The 18,526-nt window shown below is 76.1% G+C and carries 13 protein-coding genes and 1 riboswitch; of the genes, 6 read left to right on the top strand and 7 right to left on the bottom strand.

Annotated features, from left to right (window positions below; translation table 11 throughout):
• Positions 1–55: 55 nt before the first annotated feature.
• Positions 56–3,778 (bottom strand): cobaltochelatase subunit CobN, encoded by a 3,723-nt coding sequence (locus IEZ07_RS27720; RefSeq protein WP_191897448.1) that lies wholly within the window; start codon positions 3,776–3,778, stop codon positions 56–58.
• 99 nt (positions 3,779–3,877) lie between these two features.
• Positions 3,878–4,000: riboswitch (cobalamin riboswitch) on the bottom strand.
• A gap of 74 nt (positions 4,001–4,074) precedes the next feature.
• Here IEZ07_RS27720 and IEZ07_RS27715 point away from each other — a divergent pair.
• From IEZ07_RS27715 to IEZ07_RS27705, 3 genes are read left to right on the top strand one after another with little or no spacing between them, the layout of a single operon-like run.
• Entirely contained in the window at positions 4,075–5,754 is a 1,680-nt protein-coding gene (locus IEZ07_RS27715; RefSeq protein ID WP_275413867.1) for a ferredoxin-like domain-containing protein, read from the top strand.
• On the top strand, positions 5,751–6,377 hold the full coding sequence (locus IEZ07_RS27710; RefSeq protein WP_191897447.1) for a precorrin-8X methylmutase: 627 nt from the start codon (positions 5,751–5,753) through the stop codon (positions 6,375–6,377). Before IEZ07_RS27715 ends, IEZ07_RS27710 begins: the two co-directional genes overlap by 4 nt.
• Positions 6,378–6,382: 5 nt before the next feature.
• On the top strand, positions 6,383–8,056 hold the full coding sequence (locus tag IEZ07_RS27705; protein ID WP_239320766.1) for a precorrin-2 C(20)-methyltransferase: 1,674 nt from the start codon (positions 6,383–6,385) through the stop codon (positions 8,054–8,056).
• 149 nt (positions 8,057–8,205) lie between these two features.
• Here the strand turns inward: IEZ07_RS27705 and IEZ07_RS27700 are convergent, their stop codons facing one another.
• Complete coding sequence (locus IEZ07_RS27700; protein ID WP_204054653.1) at positions 8,206–8,955, bottom strand: cobalt-precorrin-6A reductase; 750 nt, start codon at positions 8,953–8,955, stop codon at positions 8,206–8,208.
• Between the two features lie 116 nt (positions 8,956–9,071).
• On the opposite strand from IEZ07_RS27700, the gene IEZ07_RS27695 reads away from it, so the two are divergent.
• Positions 9,072–10,145, top strand: coding sequence for a cobalt-precorrin-5B (C(1))-methyltransferase (locus IEZ07_RS27695; protein WP_191897445.1), 1,074 nt, complete (start codon positions 9,072–9,074; stop codon positions 10,143–10,145).
• Between the two features lie 185 nt (positions 10,146–10,330).
• Positions 10,331–11,482, top strand: a complete 1,152-nt coding sequence (locus tag IEZ07_RS27690; RefSeq protein WP_191897444.1) for an FAD-dependent oxidoreductase — start codon at positions 10,331–10,333, stop codon at positions 11,480–11,482.
• A gap of 68 nt (positions 11,483–11,550) precedes the next feature.
• On the opposite strand, the gene IEZ07_RS27685 is transcribed toward IEZ07_RS27690, so the two are convergent.
• The 5 genes from IEZ07_RS27685 to IEZ07_RS27665 form a co-directional block, all read right to left on the bottom strand.
• Positions 11,551–13,905 (bottom strand): putative bifunctional diguanylate cyclase/phosphodiesterase, encoded by a 2,355-nt coding sequence (locus tag IEZ07_RS27685; RefSeq protein WP_191897443.1) that lies wholly within the window; start codon positions 13,903–13,905, stop codon positions 11,551–11,553.
• Between the two features lie 336 nt (positions 13,906–14,241).
• On the bottom strand, positions 14,242–14,988 hold the full coding sequence (gene cobM / locus IEZ07_RS27680; protein WP_191897442.1) for a precorrin-4 C(11)-methyltransferase: 747 nt from the start codon (positions 14,986–14,988) through the stop codon (positions 14,242–14,244).
• The gene (cbiE, locus tag IEZ07_RS27675) at positions 14,985–16,238 is read right to left on the bottom strand and encodes a precorrin-6y C5,15-methyltransferase (decarboxylating) subunit CbiE (protein ID WP_191897441.1); all 1,254 of its coding nucleotides are present in this window, start codon (positions 16,236–16,238) and stop codon (positions 14,985–14,987) included. Before cbiE ends, cobM begins: the two co-directional genes overlap by 4 nt.
• Positions 16,231–16,632, bottom strand: coding sequence for a pyridoxamine 5'-phosphate oxidase family protein (locus tag IEZ07_RS27670; protein ID WP_191897440.1), 402 nt, complete (start codon positions 16,630–16,632; stop codon positions 16,231–16,233). Before IEZ07_RS27670 ends, cbiE begins: the two co-directional genes overlap by 8 nt.
• Positions 16,633–16,843: 211 nt before the next feature.
• A complete protein-coding gene (locus IEZ07_RS27665) occupies positions 16,844–17,242 on the bottom strand; it encodes a PPOX class F420-dependent oxidoreductase (protein ID WP_191897439.1) in 399 nt (132 codons plus the stop codon).
• A 178-nt stretch (positions 17,243–17,420) separates the two neighbouring features.
• On the opposite strand from IEZ07_RS27665, the gene IEZ07_RS27660 reads away from it, so the two are divergent.
• On the top strand, positions 17,421–18,422 hold the full coding sequence (locus IEZ07_RS27660) for a DNA topoisomerase IB (protein ID WP_191897438.1): 1,002 nt from the start codon (positions 17,421–17,423) through the stop codon (positions 18,420–18,422).
• The last annotated feature ends 104 nt before the right edge of the window (positions 18,423–18,526 follow it).

Below are 18,526 nucleotides of genomic sequence, written 5' to 3'. Positions count from 1 at the left end.
CGCCCGGCCGATCGTCGTGCCGCCCCGCGAGGGCTCCCCGCGGGGCGGCGCCGCGCTATCCCCGGCCCTCCAGGTCGCCCTCCGCCTTGAGGTAGACCTCCTGCACCCCGGCCAGGATCTCCGGGTCCGGGTGCTCCCACATGCCCCGGTCGGCGGCCTCCAGCAGCCGCTCGGCGATGCCGTGCAGCGCCCACGGGTTGGACTCCGCCAGGAAGGCCTGGTTCTCCGGGTCCAGGACGTAGGCCGCGGCGAGCCGGTCGTACATCCAGTCGGCGACGACCCCGGTGGTGGCGTCGTAGCCGAACAGGTAGTCGACGGTGGCGGCCAGCTCGAAGGCGCCCTTGTAGCCGTGCCGGCGCATCGCGGCCAGCCAGCGCGGGTTGACCACGCGGGCCCGGAAGATCCGGGAGGTCTCCTCCGACAGCGTCCGGGTGCGGACCGCGTCCGGACGGGTGCTGTCGCCGATGTAGGCGGCCGGGGCCCGGCCGGTGAGGGCGCGGACGGTGGCGACCATGCCGCCGTGGTACTGGAAGTAGTCGTCGGAGTCGGCGATGTCGTGCTCGCGGGTGTCGACGTTCTTGGCCGCCACCGCGATCCGCCGGTAGGCCGTCTCCATGTCCTCGCGCGCCGGGACGCCGTCGACGCCCCGGCCGTAGGCGAACCCGCCCCAGACCGCGTAGACCTCGGCCAGGTCGGCGTCGTCCCGCCAGTTGCGGCTGTCGATCAGCGGCAGCAGCCCCGCCCCGTAGGCGCCCGGGCGGGAACCGAAGATCCGCATCGTCGCCCGGTCGCCGCGGCCGGAGTCGGCCAGCACGTGGGCCCGGACGTAGTTGTCCTCCTCCGGCTCGTCCAGGGCCGCGACCAGTCGTACGGCGTCGTCGAGCATGGCCACGACGTGCGGGAAGGCGTCCCGGAAGAACCCGCTGATCCGGACGGTGACGTCCACCCGGGGCCGGCCCAGCTCGGGCAGCGGGATCGCCTCCAGGCCGGTGACCCGGCGCGACGCCTCGTCCCACACGGGCCGGACGCCGAGCAGCGCGAGCACCTCGGCCACGTCGTCCCCGGCGGTGCGCATGGCGCTGGTCCCCCAGACCGAGAGCCCGACCGAGCGGGGCCAGCCGCCGGTCTCCTCCCGGTAGCGGGCCAGCAGCGAGTCAGCCATGGCCTGCCCGGTCTCCCAGGCCAGCCGGCTCGGCACCGCCTTGGGATCGACCGAGTAGAAGTTGCGCCCGGTCGGCAGCACGTTGACCAGCCCGCGCAGCGGCGACCCGCTCGGCCCGGCGGGCACGTACCCGCCGTCGAGGGCGTGCAGGATCGCGCCGATCTCGTCGGTGGTCCGCGCCAGCCGGGGCACGATCTCGGTCGCCGCGAACCGCAGGATCCGCTCCACCAGCGCGAGGTCCGCTCCGGAGGCGGCGGCCCCCGGCGGAACGGCCGCGCCGCCCGGCCCACCCGGTCCGGGTACGGCACCGCCACCCGATCCGGGTACGGCACCGCCCGATCCGAGTACGGCGGCGACCGCACCGGCCGCGGCGGCCGGGTCCCAGCCGCCGCCCTCCATGGCCTCGACCAGGGAGCGGGCCAGCGTCTCGGCCCCGTCGACGCCCGCCCGGTCCGCGCTGCCGTCCTCCGCCAGGCCCAGCGCCTCCCGCAGGCCGGGCAGCGCCTCGCTCCCCGCCCACATCTGGCGGGCCCGGAGCATGGCGAGCACCAGGTCGACGCGCACCTCCCCCTGCGGGGCGGCGCCCAGCACGTGCAGGCCGTCGCGGATCTGCACGTCCTTGACCTCGCAGAGCCACCCGTCCAGGTGGAGCAGGAAGTCGTCGAACTCCGCGTCGTGCGGGCGGTCCCCGACCCCCAGGTCGTGGTCGAGCCGGGCCGCCTGGATCAGCGTCCAGATCTGGGCGCGGATCGCCGGGAGCTTGGCCGGGTCCATGGCCGCGATCGAGGCGTGCTCGTCGAGGAGCTGCTCCAGCCGCGCCATGTCCCCGTAGGTGTCGGCGCGGGCCATCGGCGGCACCAGGTGGTCGACCAGGGTGGCGTGGGCGCGGCGCTTGGCCTGGGTGCCCTCTCCGGGGTCGTTGACCAGGAACGGGTAGACCAGCGGCAGGTCGCCCAGGGCGGCGTCCGGGCCGCAGGAGGCCGACAGGCCCGCGGACTTGCCGGGCAGCCACTCCAGGTTGCCGTGCTTGCCGACGTGCACGACCGCGTGCGCGCCGAACCCGTCGGCCAGCCACCGGTAGGCCGCCAGGTAGTGGTGGCTCGGCGGCAGGTCCGGGTCGTGGTAGATGGCGATCGGGTTCTCGCCGAAGCCGCGCGGCGGCTGGACCATCACCACGACGTTCCCGGCGCGCAGCGCGGCCAGCACGATCTCGCCCTCCGGGTCGCGCGACCGGTCGACGAACAGCTCGCCGGGCGGCGGCCCCCAGTGCGCCTCGACCCGCTCGCGCAGGTCCGCCGGGAGCGTGCCGTACCACTCGGCGTAGGTGCGCGCGGCGATGCGCACCGGGTTGCCGGCCAGCCGCTCCTCGGTGAGCCAGTCGGGGTCCTGCCCGCCCGCCGCGATCAGCGCGTGGATCAGCGCGTCGCCGTCCTGGGCGGCCACGCCGGGCAGCTCGTCCTCGGCGCCGATGTCGTAGCCGTGCCCGCGCAGCGCGGCCAGCAGCCGCACCAGGCTCGCGGGGGTGTCCAGGCCGACGGCGTTGCCGATCCGGGAGTGCTTGGTCGGGTAGGCCGAGAGCATCAGCACGATCCGCCGCTCCGCGGGCGGGACGTGCCGCAGCGCGGCGTGCCGTACGGCGATGCCGGCCACCCGCGCGGCCCGCTCGGGGTCGGCGGCGTAGACGGTGAGCCCGTCGGCGTCGGTCTCCTTGAACGAGAACGGCACGGTGATGATCCGGCCGTCGAACTCGGGGATGGCCACCTGGGTGGCGGCGTCCAGCGGCGACAGGCCGTCGTCGCTGCCCTCCCAGGTGTCCCGGCTGCTCGTCAGGCAGAGTCCCTGCAGGATCGGCACGTCCAGCTCGGCCAGCGCCCCGACGTCCCACGCCTCGTCGTCGCCGCCGGCCGACGCGGTCGCCGGGCGGGTGCCCCCGGCCGCGAGCACCGTCACCACCAGGGCGTCGACCTGGCGCAGGGTCTCGATCAGGGCGGGCTCGGCGGCGCGCAGGGAGGCGCAGTAGACGGGCAGCGCCCGCGCGCCCGCGTCCTCGACCGCCGCGCAGAGCGTCTCGACGAACGCGGTGTTCCCGGCGACGTGGTGGGCCCGGTAGTACAGCACCCCCACGACCGGGGCGTTTCCGACGGCGTCCCCGGCGGTGTCTCCGGCGGTGTCCCGGCGGGCCTCGCGCTCCAGCACCCCCCAGGCCGGGGTGGGCCGGGGGGGTGCGAAGCCGTGGCCGGTGAGCAGCACGGTGTCGGACAGGAACCGGTGCAGCTCGGCGAGGTTGGCCGGGCCGCCGTGGGCGAGGTAGGCGTGCGCCTCGGCGCAGACGCCGCCGGGGACCCCCCACTGGCGGGACAGCTCCATCAGCTCGGCGTCGGGCGCCTGCTCGCCGCCGAGCACCACGACGGGCCGGGGCCCGGCGAGCAGGGCGTCCAGGCCCTCCTCCCAGGCGCGGCGCCCGCCGAGCAGCCGGACCACGACCAGGTCGGCGCCCTCCAGCAGCGGTGGCAGGTCCGCGGCGGCGAGCCGGGCGGGGTTGCCCAGCCGGTAGGCGGCGCCGCTCGCCCGGGCGCTGAGCAGGTCGGTGTCGGAGGTGGAGAGCAGCAGGATCACGCGGCACGTCCCTCGGGACGGGGGCACGGCGAAGGGCGCACGGAGACTCTTCCTCCCTCGGGGTCCTCGCCCCGGGTCGTCGGCGGACGCGAGGGCCGGAGTCTCCTGGCTCCCGGATCGACGCTCCCCCCGGCCTTCCCGTCCGCACGCGGACAGTGGCCTGGTTGGGGGTCGCTCCCCGGTCACAGTGGCGGGACCGCGCCGGATTCACACCGGCTTCCTCCCATTGCCTTCGCTCGACCATGAGCGTACGGCAGTTCGGTCGTCCGGAGGAACCCGGCGTTAGCATCCTCGGCGTGACCGTTCCCGACCTCTCCGGAAATCCCGGTATGTCCGGCTCCCCTGACGCGCTCGGCGGGCCCGGGCTCCCCGCCCCTTCCGGCGCACCCGGCGGGCCGAGGCCCTCCGGAACTCCCGGCCTGTCCGGCTCCTCCGGCGCGCCCGGCCGTCCCGGACCCCCTGACGCGTCCGGCGCACCCGGCTCCTCCCGCGCGTCCGACGGTCCCGGCTCCTCCGGCGCGTCCGGCGCGCCCGGCCTTCCGGGCCGGTCACGGTCCGACGCGTGTCCCGGAGCGCTGCAGACGCACGCCGCCGCCGACGGCGGGCTGGCCCGGATCCGGGTTCCCGGCGGCCGCCTGCCCTCGGCCCGGCTGCGCGAGCTGGCCCGAGCCGCCGCCGAGTGCGGCACCGGCGTCATCGAGCTGACCTCCCGGGCGAACGTCCAGGTCCGCGGGCTGGGTGAGGAGTCCGGCTTCGCGGCGCGGATGGCCGAGGCGGGCCTGCTGCCCTCGCCGACCCACGAGCGGGTCCGCAACATCCTGGCCTCCCCGCTGGCCGGCTGCGACGGCCGCGGGCTGCTCGACGCGGGCCCGCTGGTCGCCGAACTGGACCGGTCGCTGTGCGCCCGCCCGGAGCTGGCCGCCCTGCCCGGCCGGTTCCTGTTCGCCGTCGACGACGGCCGCGGTGACGTCGCCGGGCTCGGCGCCGACGCGGGGATCCTGCCTCTCGCTCCCGACCTGGTCGCGGTCCTCGTCGCGGGCGCCGACAGCGGCCTGCGTGTTCCGGTGTCCGAGGCGGTTCCCGCGCTGCTCGCGGTGGCCGGGGCGTTCCTGGCGGAGCTCGCGGGTTCGGGGGTCGCCGTCTGGCGGATCGGGGAGCTGCCCGGCGGTTCCGGCCGGGTCGTGGCACGCGTCCGCGCCGAGGTGGCCGGCTCGGCCGTCACCCTCGCGGGCGCTTCCGCGGCCGCGAGGGTGGAGACCCCGGCGGGTGCTTCCGCAACCGCCCCGGTGGAGACCCCGGCGGGCACCGCGGCGCCGCTTCCCGCGACGGACGCGGGAGCGGGCGCCGAGCTCGGCGAGCCGGTGGCGCCGCACCCGGCCGCGCGCGGGCCGGTGGGCGTCATCGAGCCGGTCCGCGGGCACGGGGACCGGAAGGAGGACGGAGACGGGGGCGGGGATCCCGGTGACCGGGTGGCCCTCGGCATCGCGGTGCCGCTGGGGCGGCTGACCGCGGCACAGGCGGAGCTGCTCGCCGGGCTGGCCAACGAGGTACGGCTCACGCCGTGGCGGGGGGTGGTCGTGCCCGGTCTGACCCGCGCGGAGGCGGCGGAGGCGGCCGTCCGGCTGGCGGGCGCCGGGCTGGTCACGGACCCGGACTCGCCGTGGACCGGCGTGAGCGCCTGCACCGGCCGCCCGGGCTGCGCCAAGTCCCTCGCCGACGTCCGGGCCGACGCGGCCTCCGTCATCGGCCTCGTGGAGGCGGACGCCGCCTCGCGTTCGATGAGATCGCCGGGCACCGGTACGCTCCCCGTGCACTGGGCGGGCTGCGGGCGCCGCTGCGGCCGTCCGGCCGGGCGGGTCGTGGACGTGGTCGCGACCGGCGACGGCTACCGGGTGGACGCGGACGGCCTCAGCCTGTCCTGTGCGGACATCGGACAGACCGCGGCCGCGGTGGCGGCCGCCAGAGGGGAAACGTGATCGACTACGTCCGCGACGGCGCGGAGATCTACCGCCGTTCCTTCGCCACCATCCGCGCCGAGACCGACCTGAGCGGGCTGCCCGAGGACGTCGCGCGGGTCGCGGTCCGCATGGTCCACGCCTGCGGCATGGTGGACCTGGTCGACGACCTCGGCTGGTCTCCCGGCGTCGTGGCCTCGGCACGGGCCGCGCTGCTGGCCGGTGCCCCGGTGCTGTGCGACGCGATGATGGTCGCCTCCGGAGTGACCCGCCACCGTCTCCCGGCCGGCAACGACGTCGTCTGCACCCTCGGCGACCCGCGGGTGCCGGAGCTCGCCGAGCGCCTGGGCACCACCCGCAGCGCCGCCGCGCTGGAGCTCTGGCGCGACCGGCTGGAGGGCGCCGTGGTCGCGGTGGGCAACGCGCCCACCGCGCTGTTCCGGCTGCTGGAGATGGTCGAGGAGGGTGCGGGACGGCCCGCGGCCGTACTCGGCGTCCCCGTCGGCTTCATCGGCGCCGCCGAGTCCAAGCAGGCCCTCGCCGGACACCCTGCGGGCCTGCCGTACCTGGTCGTGCACGGCCGCAGGGGCGGCAGCGCGATGGCCGCCGCCGCCGTCAACGCGATCGCCAGCGAACAGGAGTGAGCGCCATGACCGACGACCCGACCGGTGCGGCCGGTGCGGCCGCAGGACACGACGGGCGCACCGGGCACGACGGGCCCGCCGCCGCGGGACGGCTCTGGGGGGTGGGGCTGGGACCGGGTGATCCGGAGCTGGTGACCGTCAAGGCCGCCCGCCTCCTCGGTGCGGCGGACGTGATCGCCTACCACAGCGCCCGGCACGGCCGGAGCATCGCCCGCTCGGTCGCCGCGCCGTACCTGCGGGAGGGCCAGATCGAGGAGGCCCTCATCTACCCGCTCACCACGGAGACGACCGACCATCCGGGCGGCTACCAGGGCGCGATCGACGACTTCTACGCCGAGTGCGCGCTCCGGCTGGCCGCGCACCTGGACGCGGGGCGCGACGTGGTGGTGCTGTGCGAGGGCGACCCGCTCTTCTACGGCTCCTACATGCACATGCACAAGCGCCTGGCGCACCGCTACACCACCGAGGTCGTCCCGGGCGTCACCTCGGTGAGCGGGGCCGCGGCGGTCCTCGGCCGGCCGCTGGTGGAGCGCGACGAGACGCTGACGGTGCTGCCCGGCACCCTGCCCGCCGAGGTGCTGGCCGAGCGGCTCGCGGCCGCCGACTCCGCCGCGGTGCTCAAGCTGGGCCGGACGTTCACCAAGGTCCGCGACGCGCTGGAGAAGGCGGGCCGTCTGGAGGAGGCCTGGTACGTGGAGCGTGCCACCACCGCCGGGCAGCGCCTGGCCCCGCTGGCGGAGGTCGACCCGGAGAGCGTGCCGTACTTCTCGCTGGCCCTGATCCCCAGCCCGGTGAACGCCGGCCCGGCCCCCGCCGGTCCGGCCCGTACGACGGAGGCGGCGGCGGGCGTCCGGCCCTCGACCGGGACCGCGACCGGGACCGCGACCGGCACCTCGACCGGGACCGCGACCGGGACGGGCACCTCGGGCAGGACCGGCGAGGTCGTGGTCGTCGGGCTCGGCCCGGCCGGCCGGCCCTGGCTGACGCCGGAGGCGCAGGAGGCCCTGGCCGCCGCCGACGAGCTCGTCGGGTACGGCCCCTACCTGGACCGGGTCCCGCCCAACCCGCGCCAGCGCCGGCACGCCACCGACAACCGGGTGGAGGCCGAGCGGGCCGCGCACGCGCTGGAGCTGGCCAGGGCCGGGTCCCGGGTGGCCGTCGTCTCCTCCGGCGATCCCGGGGTGTTCGCGATGGCGAGCGCGGTGCTGGAAGTGGCCTGCGAGCCGCGCTTCTCCGGCGTGCCGGTGCGGGTACTGCCGGGCCTGACCGCGGCGCACGCGGTCGCGAGCCGGGCGGGGGCGCCGCTCGGGCACGACTACTGCGTGCTGTCGCTGTCGGACCTGCTCAAGCCGTGGGAGGTCGTGGCGGAGCGGATCAGCGCGGCGGCGCGGGCGGACCTGGTGCTGGCGATCTACAACCCCGCCTCCCGGAGCCGGACCTGGCAGGTGGCCGCGGCCCGCGACCTGCTGCTGGAGCACCGCGCGCCGGAGACGCCGGTGGTCGTCGGCCGGGACGTCGGCGGGGCGGGCGAGAGCGTGACGGTGACCACCCTGGCCGAGCTGGACCCGGCGGCGGTGGACATGCGCTGCCTGCTGCTGGTCGGGTCCTCGACGACGCGGGTGGCCGACCGCGGCGACGGCCGCCGGGTGGTCTTCACCCCCCGCCGCTACCCGGCATGACGTGCCCGGCAGGTGTACGGCGGGGCCGCCCGGCCCCGCCGTCCCCGGCCCTGCCCGGCCGTCCCACGAGGGCGTCCGCGGCCCCGCCCGGTCCTCCCGCCCTGTCACCCCCGGCCCTGACCGGTCGTCCCGCCCCGTCGACCCCGGCCCTACCCGGCCGCACCGGCGACGGTCTCCAGCCAGGCGACCGCCTCCCCGACGGTCGGCACCGCGGGCACGCCGCCGGGCGCGGGCGGGCGCTGCACGACCACGACCGGCAGGCCCAGCTCACGGGCGGCGTGCAGCTTGGCGGTCGTCATCTGGCCGCCACTGTCCTTGGTGACCAGCACGTCGATCCGGTGCCCGCGCATGAGAGCGAGCTCGCCCTCGCGGGTGAAGGGGCCCCGGCTGAGCAGCACCTCCACCCGGCGCGGCAGTGGCGGCTCGGGCGGATCCACCGAACGGGCCAGGAACCACAGCCCGTCCAGGTCCGCGAAGACCGGCAGGCTGCGGCGGCCGGTGGTGAGGAAGACCCGCTCCCCGAGGGCGGGCAGCAGCGCGGCCGCGGCCTCCAGCGACGGCACCCGGCGCCAGTCGTCGCCCGGCCCGGCCTGCCAGCCGGGCCGGCGCAGGATCAGCAGCGGAAGCCCGGTACGGCGGACCGCCTCGACCGCCGAGGCGGTCATCCGGGCGGCGAACGGATGCGTGGCGTCCACCACGGCGCCGATCCGGCGCTCCGCCAGCCAGGCGGCGAGCCCGTCGGGACCGCCGAACCCGCCCTCGTGCACCTCCCCCACCGGCAGTTTCGGGTCGCGCACCCGGCCGGCCAGGGAGGACACCACGTGCGTCCCGGCCCGTCCGGCGAGCGCCGCGGCCAGCCTCCTCGCCTCGTCGGTGCCGCCCAGCACCAGGACGTTCAGCACCCCGTCACCCCTCTCCCCTCGCGGAGCGTCCGCGTTCTCCGGCGCCGGGTCCCGGGGGTCCTCTCCCTCACGTGCCCGATCACCGGGACACCGTACCGGCAGGCGGTCGGGCGGTGAGCGCGCCCCTGCGCCACGGCTGGACCACCGGCGCGTGCGCGACGGCGGCGACCACCGCCGCCTACACGGCGCTGCTGACCGGTGAGTTCCCCGACCCGGTGGAGATCTCCCTGCCGAAGGGGCGGCGCCCGGCGTTCGCGCTGGCGAGGGAGTCCCTCACCTCGGGCGCGGCGACGGCCTGGGTGGTCAAGGACGCGGGCGACGACCCCGACGTGACGCACGGCGCGCTGATCTCGGCGACGGTGCGGCACGGCGCCCCGGGCGGCGGCGTGGTGTTCACCGCCGGTCCCGGCGTCGGCACGGTCACCAAGCCGGGCCTGCCGCTGGAGGTGGGCGAGCCGGCGATCAACCCGGTCCCCCGGCGGATGATGCGCGAGCACGTCGCCGAGGTGGCCGCCCGCTGCGGCGGGACCGGGGACGTGGTCGTGGAGATCTCCGTGGAGCACGGCGAGGAGCTGGCCCGCAAAACCTGGAACCCCCGCCTGGGCATCCTGGGCGGCCTGTCCATCCTCGGCACCACCGGCGTCGTCGTGCCGTACTCGTGCTCGGCGTGGATCGACAGCATCCGGCGCGGGATCGACGTGGCCCGCGCGGCCGGGCACCCGCACGTCGCCGGGTGCACCGGCAGCACCTCGGAGCGGGTCGCCGCCGAGCTGTACGGCCTGCCGGAGGACGCGCTGCTGGACATGGGCGACTTCGCCGGGGCGGTGCTGAAGTACCTGCGGCGGCATCCCGTGCCCCGGCTGACGATCGCCGGGGGGATCGGCAAGCTCTCCAAGCTCGCCGACGGCCACCTCGACCTCCACTCCGGCCGCTCCCAGGTCAACCCGGGCCTGCTCGCCGAGCTGGCCCGCGCGGCGGGCGGGGACGACGCCCTGGCCCGGCAGGTCCTGTCGGCCAACACCGCACTGCACGCCCTGCGCCTGTGCCAGGAGGAGGGCCTGCCCCTGGGCGACCTGGTCGCCGGGCGGGCCCGCGCGACCGCCGCCGGCGTGCTGCGCGGAGCGCCGGTGGAGGTGGACGTGGTGGTCATCGACCGCGCGGGGGTGATCGTCGGCCGCGCCGGGTGATCATCATGCCCACCGCCCGCCATGCCGGGTGATCACCGTGCCCGCCGCCCCGCCGCGCCCGGCCCCACCGGTCGAACGGTCCGTTTCCGGCCCGGCGAGCGGTGCGCACCGGGTCTTGTAGAGGCACCCCCGATGCTCTATAACAAGTAGTACTACTGCTTGTAGAGTTCATCTGGAGGCCGCCGGTGCGGGTGCTCGTGGTGGGGGCGGGGATCAGCGGGCTCGCGGCGGCGCGGGGGCTGATCGCCGCGGGGCACGAGGTGACGGTGCTGGAGCAGGCACCCGGTCTGCGCCTGGGGGGCGGGGCCGTCACCCTGTGGTGCAACGGCACGGCGATCCTCGACGGCCTGGGGGTCGGCCTGGAGGGCGAGGGGCAGCGGCTGGCGACGCTGTCCCTGCGGACCGCCGGCGGCCGCCGGGTGCTGGAGGTCGACCTGGAGGCGCTGGCCGAACGGTTCGGTTCGGCGGCGCGGGTGATCCCGCGCGGATCGCTGATCACCCTCCTGGACGGCGGGCTGCCGGCGGGGACCGTGCGCTTCGGCGAGCAGGTCGCGGACCTGCGCACCGACGCCGGCGGCGTACGGGTGCGGACGCGGGCAGGCCGGGAGTACGGCGGCGACTTCCTGGTCGGAGCCGATGGGGTGCACTCGCGCGTGCGCGCCCTCCTCCTGGGCGGCGGCCCTGCGCCCCTGACCGGTGCGGCGACCTGTCAGGGCCTGACGCCGGCCCCGTTCGATCCCGGGCCGGTCACGACGCTGATGATCGGCCGGCGAGGCGACTTCGGCTTCATGGGCGCGGGTGACGGGCTGATGCAGTGGTTCTTCGACGTGCCGTGGCCGCCGGGCGCACCGCCGTGGGGCAGGCCGCTGGAGATGCTGCGCCGGCGGTTCGCCGGATGGGGCCCGCCGGTCGGCCGGCTCCTGGCGTCGCTGGAGGACGGTGACGTCGAGGTGTTCCCGCACACCCGGCACAAGGTGCCGTCCCGCTGGGGCGTCGGGCGGTGCGCGCTGCTCGGGGACGCGGCGCACGGGATGCCGCCGGTCACGGCGCAGGGCACGAACCAGGCGCTCGAGGACGTCGCGGCGCTGGTGGACCGCCTGAACACCGTATCCGATCCGGCCGCGGTCGTCGGCGCGTACTCCGCCGCACGGAGGCGGCGGGCGGCGCTGGCCTCCGCGGTCGCCTCGCACAGCCTCGCGGTGTCCGGCCCGAGGACGTTGCTGCAGAGCGAGCACCTCATGCGGGTGAACGGCGCCGTGCCGCCGCGCCTCGCCACCCGCGGCTTCGGACGCCTGCTGCACGCACTCAGCGGCCGGACGCCGGCGGCCCGGGGCTGAGGCCCCGGGCCGCCGGCTCGGCCGCGCACCACGGCGCGCCCGCGGGTGACCGGCGCCGCCGGCGCCGCTCAGGCGGCGTGCCGCCACGGGGTCACCCGGAGCAGGTCGTCGACCTGCTCCGGGGAGACGGGCGGGGAGAACAGGTAGCCCTGCGCCAGCGGGCAGCCCATCTGCTGCAGGACCGCGGCCTGCTCGCGGGATTCGACGCCCTCCACGACGGTGGACAGGTCCAGGCTGGCCGCCAGCTCCACGATCGCCTTGGTGAACGCCCGGGCCCGGCGGTGGTCCGCGCCGGTGAGCGGGGCGGTGAACGCACGGTCGATCTTGAGGATGTCCACCGGGAGGGTGCGCAGGTAGGCCAGCGAGGAGTAGCCGGTGCCGAAGTCGTCCAGCGCGATGCGCACCCCGTGGGCGCGCAGGTCGGCCAGGACGTCCACGACGCGCCGGGTCTCGGCCGGGCCGGTGGCCAGCAGCATGCTCTCGGTCACCTCGATGGTCAGCGCGTTGCGCGGCAGCGCGTGACGGCTCAGCACCTCCAGGGCCGCGTCCCGGAAGGTGCGCTCGCGCAGCTGCCGCCCCGAGACGTTGACCGTCACGGCGATGCCGTACCGCTCGTGCCACCGCTTGGCGTCGGCGCAGGCCTGCTCCAGCACCCACCCGCCGATCTCGACGATCAGCCCGGTGTCCTCGGCCACGGGGATGAACACGTCCGGCGGGATGGGCCGGCCGCCGGCCGGGGTCCAGCGCAGCAGCGCCTCGACCGCGTAGATGCCGCCCGAGGCGAGGTCGACGACGGGCTGGTAGGCCAGGCTGAGCTCGCCCGCGGCCAGGGCCTTGCGCAGACCGGCGGCGATCTCGGCGCGGTGCAGGCGCTCGGCGCGCAGGGTGTAGTCGAAGACCGCGATCTGGTTCTTGCCCGCGGCCTTGGCCGCGTACAGGGCCAGATCGACGTCGCGCAGGGCGTCGCTGGCGGTGGTCAGGGAGGCCTCGGCCAGGACGCCGACGCTGGTGGTCACGTACAGCTCGCGGCCGTCGAGGGCGTAGGGGGTGCCGCGCACCGCGGACAGCACCCGCTCGGCCATGGCCGTGGCGGTCTCCAGACCGGCGCCGGGCAGCACGATGGCGAACTCGTCACCGCCGAGCCGGGCCAGGATCTGGTCGCCGGTGATCAGGCCGCGCAGGCGCCGGACCACGGCGGTCAGCAACTCGTCGCCGACGGGATGGCCGTAGGTGTCGTTGACGTCCTTGAACCCGTCCAGGTCCAGCAGCAGCAGGGCGGGTGCGGGCCCGCCGGGGTGGGCGGCGTGGTCGGCGATGGCCCCCTGCAGGACCTCGCCCAGCAGGGAGCGGTTGCCCAGACCGGTCAGCGGATCGTGGGAGGCGCGGTGGGCCAGACTGCGCTGCAGGACGTCCTGCCGGCGCAGGGCGTCGCGCAGGTCGGTGGCCCGGGTCTCGGCGATCCCGGCCACCACGCTCAGCCGCAGCACCAGCAGGACGGCCAGGAGCAGGGTCAGCACCGTGACCGCCGGGTCGCCGTACGAGGAGGCGTCGCTGCGCAGCCAACCGCCCAGGATGGAGGCCGCCGGGCTGAGCAGGGCCAGCGCCAGGAAGACCAGGACGCGGTTCCGGCCGGAGGCGGCCGCGGGCCGGACCCGTCCGGCGCCGGTCATGCTGGGGTGCAGCGCCGCGGCTCCGATCAGCATCGACCAGCTCATCCAGCCGGCCGTGGTGATGAAGCCGGCCGGGCGACCGGCGACCTGGTCGAGCAGGTAGGCGCCGTCGGCGGCGAACAGGGCGAGGTAGGAGACGCTCATCAGGCGCAGCCACGGCGCACGGCTGCTGTCGAGGGTCATGCGGGTGATGACGCCGAAGGCGAACAGGTCGATGACCGGCGGGATGAGCGCGAGGACGAGCGCGGTGCTCAGCCGGCCGCTCTGGGCGAGCGCCGGGGCGATGAGGAAGGTCCACAGCGGCATGGCCACCCCGACGCTGATGATGCCGCCGTCCAGCAGGGCCGCCCAGCGGGAGCCGTTGGTCTGCAGGTTCAGCGAGATCAGGGCGGTCAGCGACAGGCCGTAGGCCGCCAGGGTGCCGATCCGGTACAGCTCCAGCAGTTCGGAGTTGCCCAGCCACACGCCGCCGACGCCCCAGCCCAGCGTGGTGGCCGCCCAGAGCACCACAACGGCGGCGCGCATCAGCCGCCACGGCCGCGACCGCCCCAGGCCGTGGCGGCGGACACCCTCGAAGAGGGCCAGCGCCGAGGCGCCCTGCCCCAGCCCCCAGAGCAGAGCCTCCAACCTCGGCGACCGGTCGGTGGCGATCGAGGCGACCGCCGTCAGCACGCCTCCCAGCAGCAGGAAGCCCAGCCAGACACGGGGGTGGACGGCCCGGCGGGCCGGCGCCTCAGGTGAGGACGGGTTCATCAGGGTTCTCCTCGCCGTGTGTCCCGGCCGTCGATCGGCCCGCGAAGGGGGTGGCCGTCGGTCGGCGGGCGACGGCCTGCACCACAGTCGGACGGGAGCGTGCGCAGCCGAGACCGCGCATTCCCGCCGTGGACTCCGGCGCCCTTCCATCGGCCGGCGGCCCGGAGAGCTGAGGAAACCCGCCGGACCGGCGGAACCGGCACCGGCCCGGCTCCCCTCCGCGCGTCCCGGCAGCGGGCGGCGGAGCGAGGCTCAGGAAGCTCCGAGGCGGCTCCCGGTCACGCGTCCCGGCAGCGGGCGGAGCAGAGGCTCAGGGAACCCCGGCCCGGCTCCCGGTCACGCGTCCCGGCAGCGGGCGGCGGAGTAGAGGTGGCTGTCGGGGAACTCCGAGGCGGTCAGGACGCGGCCCACGACGATCACGGCGGTGCGCACGATCCCCGCGGCCCCCACCTGCTCCGCGATGTCGGCGAGGGTGCCGCGCAGGACCACCTCGTCGTCACGACTGGCTCTGGCCACCACGGCCACCGGGCAGTCGGCGCCGTAGTTGGGGACCAGCTCGCCCACGACCTGCTCGATCCGCTGCACCGCCAGGTGCAGCACCATCGTGGCCCGGCTCCGGCCGAGCGTGTCCAGGTCCTCGCCCTCGGGCATGGGGGTGGCCCGCGCGGAGGTCCGGGTCAGCACGATCGTCTGCCCCACCCCCGGCACGGTCAGCTCCCGCTTCAGCGAGGCCGCCGCCGCCGCGAACGCCGGCACGCCGGGGATCACCTCGTACGGCACCGCCGCGGCGTCGAGCCGCCGCATCTGCTCGGCCACCGCGCTGAACACCGACGGGTCCCCGGAGTGCAGCCGGGCCACGTCGTGCCCGGCCGCGTGGGCGGCGAGCATCTCGGCGACGATCTCGTCCAGCGTCATCCGCGCGGTGTCCACCAGTCTCGCCCCGGGCGGGCAGTCGGCCAGGAGCTCCGCCGGGACCAGCGACCCGGCGTACAGGCACACGGGCGAGGACGCGATCGCCCGCTGCCCCCGCACGGTGATCAGATCCGCGGCACCCGGCCCCGCCCCGATGAACCGGACCGTCATCTCTGCTCCTCCGTCGGTTTGACCGCCGTCCAGACGGTCACGGGCATCAGGGGCCGCCAGCCGGTGAAACCGCCGACCGGGGCCGCCCGGCTGACCGCCAGCCGTACCAGGTCGCCGCCGAGCTCGCCGTACCAGGAGGCCACGACGGCCTCGGACTCGACGGTCACCGCGTTGGCCACCAGCCGGCCGCCGGGCCGCAGCGCCGCCCAGCAGGCCTCCACCACGCCGGGCACGGTGACCCCGCCGCCGACGAAGACGGCGTCGGGGGCCGGGAGGCCGGCGAGCGCGGCGGGGGCGGGCCCGGTCACCACGTTCAGCTCCGGGACGCCGAGCCGGGCCGCGTTCCCGGCGATCCCGGCGGCGCGGGCGGGATCGCGCTCCACCGCGACGGCCCGGTTGGCCCGGTGCCCGCGCATCCACTCGATCGCGATGCTCCCGGCCCCCGCGCCGACGTCCCAGAGCAGCTCGCCGGGGACGGGCGCGAGGCGGGACAGGGTCACCGCGCGCACCTCCCTCTTGGTGAGCTGGCCGTCGTGCGCGAAGGCGTCGTCGGGCAGGCCGGGAACGCACGGCAGCGGCACGGTCCCGGGGTCGGCCCGGCACTCGACCGCGACCACGTTCAGATCGTGTGTCACGGACAGCGCCCAGTGGGCCGCCGTCCCGGAGACCACGCGCTCCTCGGGGCCGCCGAGCCGTTCCAGGACGGTCACCGGGCTGCCGCCGTACCCGTCGGCGGCGAGCAGCGCGGCGACCTGCGCGGCGGAGCGGCCGTCGGCGGCCAGGACCAGGATCCGGCGGCCGGGGTGGACGGCGGCGCGCAGCGACTCGACCGGGCGGGTCACCAGGCTGACGACCTCGGTCCGGTCGGCGGCCCAGCCGAGGCGGGCGCAGGCCAGCGAGACCGACGACGGGTGCGGGACCACCCGGATCCGGTCCGGCCCCAGCAGGCGGGCCAGCGTCGTGCCGATGCCGTGGAACATGGGGTCACCGCTGGCCAGCACGCAGATGCGGCGGCCGGAGTGGGCGGCGATCAGGCCGGGCAGCGCGGGCAGCAGCGGTGCGGGCCACACGACCCGCTCGGCGGTGGGCTCGGGGACCAGGGCGAGCTGCCGCGCACTGCCCATGAGCACCTCGGCGGTGTGCAGCTCGCGGCGCGCGGCCGCCGGCAACCCGGCCCAGCCGTCGGCGCCGATCCCGACGACCGCGACGGTGACGGGGCCCGCGCCGGAGCCTGCGGGGGTGTCAGACATTGCCCATGACCCGGGTGACGCGGATCTCGATCACGACGCGGGCCGGGTTCTCCCGGGGCGTCCGGTAGCGCTCGGCGTAGCGGCGCTCGGCGTCGGCGACCGACCCGGGGTCCCGGCGGACCACCGCCCGGCCCTCCAGGGTCGACCAGCGCCGCCCGTCCACCTGGCAGACCGCGACGGGCACGCCCTCGCCGGCCGCCTCCCCCGCATCCGGGACGTGGCGGGCCTTGCGCGAGGAGCCCGAGGTGATCACCCGCGCGACGCCCGCGTCGGCGTCCAGCGTCACCCCCACCGGGACCACGTGCGGGGTGCCGTCGGACCGCAGGGTGGTCAGCGTGCACAGGTGGCGCTCCCGCCAGAAGTCGCGGAACCCCTCCCCGAGATCCTTCAACACCCCGCCCTTCCCCGATCGTCATGGTTCAGGGCGACATGTTAGGGGGTGTCCGCCGGGTCGTGCCCGGCCGGGCACGGCGGAGCGACCGCCCGGCGGCCCGGCAGGAGGGTGGTACGGCGGGACCCGGCCCGGCGGGACGGTGGTACGGCGAGGCGTCGAAGTGTCGAGGCGTCGAGGTCTGGAGCGCGCGGACGCGGGGCGCAGGGGCGGGTCAGCTTCCCGCGCTGTAGATCACCTGCTCCGGGGCGACCCGGACCGTGATGCGCTGCTCACCCGGCTGGCGGTACGGGTAGGAGTCCACGTTCAGGTACTTCTTCGCCAGCCGGTCGATGACCGCGTCGGCGCCCTCCGGTTCCAGCCGCGCCGTGCCCGAGACGCTCACCAGGTGGAAGGCGTCCTGCGGGTCCAGGACGCTCACCGACACCCGGGGATCGGCGCGCAGGTGCCGTTCCTTGGCCCGGCCGACGGCCGTGTTGAAGACGACGTCGTCACCGTCGACGTCCACCCAGACCACGGTGCTGTGCAGCGAGCCGTCCGGCCGCATGGTGGTCACCCATCCGTGCACCGGCCGGCGGAGCAGTTCCTTGGCGTCGTCGTTCAGCTTCCCCACGGGGACCTCCATGATCGGTTCGGTATGCCCACGGACCGATCATGGAGGTCCCCGCGGTGATCCGTTCCGTTCCGCCACGCGCTCCCGGAATCCGCGTTCCCGTTCCCGACCTCCCGTTTACGCAGGCCCCCGCCCGCCCTCCGTTCATATGCCGCGCCCGCGCGGGTAGGGGCCGCCCATGACCGAACTTCGCCAGAGCGACCCCGCGGAGCCGGGTATCCGGCGCCGCCGCAGGGGCCGCGGTTTCAGCTACCACCACCCCGACGGCCGGCCGGTCCGCGACCGCCGCACCATCGCGCGGATCAGGTCGCTGGCCCTGCCTCCGGCCTGGACCGACGTGTGGATCTGCCGGTCGGCGGACGGTCACATCCAGGCGGTCGGCACCGACTCGGCCGGGCGGCGGCAGTACCGGTACCACGACGTCTGGCGCGTCGAGCAGGACCGGATCAAGTTCGACCGGGTGCTGGAGATGGCCGACCGGCTGCCGAAGTTCCGCGACCGCGTCGCCGAGCACCTGGAGCAGCGCGAGCTGACCCGCGAGCGGGTGCTCGCCGCGGCGGCCCGGATGCTCGACATCGGTTTCTTCCGGGTGGGCGGCGAGTCGTACGAGTCGTTCGGCCTGGCGACGCTGCGGATGGAGCACGTCACCTGCGCGGCGGGCCGGGTCACCTGCGCCTACCCGGCCAAGGGCGGCAAGCACCGCCAGATGGAGATCGTCGACGCGGACGTGTGCGAAGTGGTCACCGCCCTGCACCGGACCGGCGAGGACGGAGAGCTGCTGCGCTACCGGGACGGCTCCCGCTGGGTGGACGTGCGCAGCGACGACATCAACGCCTACCTGCGCGAGGCGTTCGAGTGCGAGGTGTCGGCCAAGGACTTCCGGACCTGGCACGCGACCGTGCTCGCCGCGGTGGGCCTGGCGGTCTCCACCCGGGCCCGGTCCCGGACCGGCAGGAGGCGGGCGGTCAGCAGGGTGATGACCGAGGTGGCCCGTTACCTCGGCAACACACCCGCCGTCGCCCGCGCGTCCTACGTCGACCCCCGTGTCGTCGAGGCCTACGAGAAGGGCCGGACCATCGCCCGGGCGCTCACCGAGCTCGGTGCCGAGGCCGGCTTCGGGCAGCTGTCCACCCACGGCGGCGTGGAGCGGGCAGTCATCTCTCTGCTGCGCCGATCGTGAATTCTCCGACGCCGATTTTGCCGACCTTTTCTCTCCCGAACCCGTATGAACCCGACAGGCGCGGGCATCCGAGTGAACAAGTTGAGCCGACATCGGTCGGATTT

It is taken from the genome of Planomonospora parontospora (assembly GCA_014647935.1).
GTDB lineage: Bacteria > Actinomycetota > Actinomycetes > Streptosporangiales > Streptosporangiaceae > Planomonospora > Planomonospora parontospora.
The sequence above is the reverse complement of the archived record's forward strand: the minus strand, read 5'-3'. Positions and strand labels throughout refer to the sequence as shown.

Excerpts from the sequence above, each read along its gene's own strand:
- IEZ07_RS27660 (WP_191897438.1), top strand. The coding sequence starts at position 17,421 with ATGACCGAACTTCGCCAGAGCGACCCCGCGGAGCCGGGTATCCGGCGC.
- cobM (WP_191897442.1), bottom strand. The coding sequence starts at position 14,988 with ATGACGGTCCGGTTCATCGGGGCGGGGCCGGGTGCCGCGGATCTGATC.
- IEZ07_RS27705 (WP_239320766.1), top strand. The coding sequence starts at position 6,383 with ATGACCGACGACCCGACCGGTGCGGCCGGTGCGGCCGCAGGACACGAC.
- IEZ07_RS27685 (WP_191897443.1), bottom strand. The coding sequence starts at position 13,905 with ATGAACCCGTCCTCACCTGAGGCGCCGGCCCGCCGGGCCGTCCACCCC.
- cbiE (WP_191897441.1), bottom strand. The coding sequence starts at position 16,238 with ATGTCTGACACCCCCGCAGGCTCCGGCGCGGGCCCCGTCACCGTCGCG.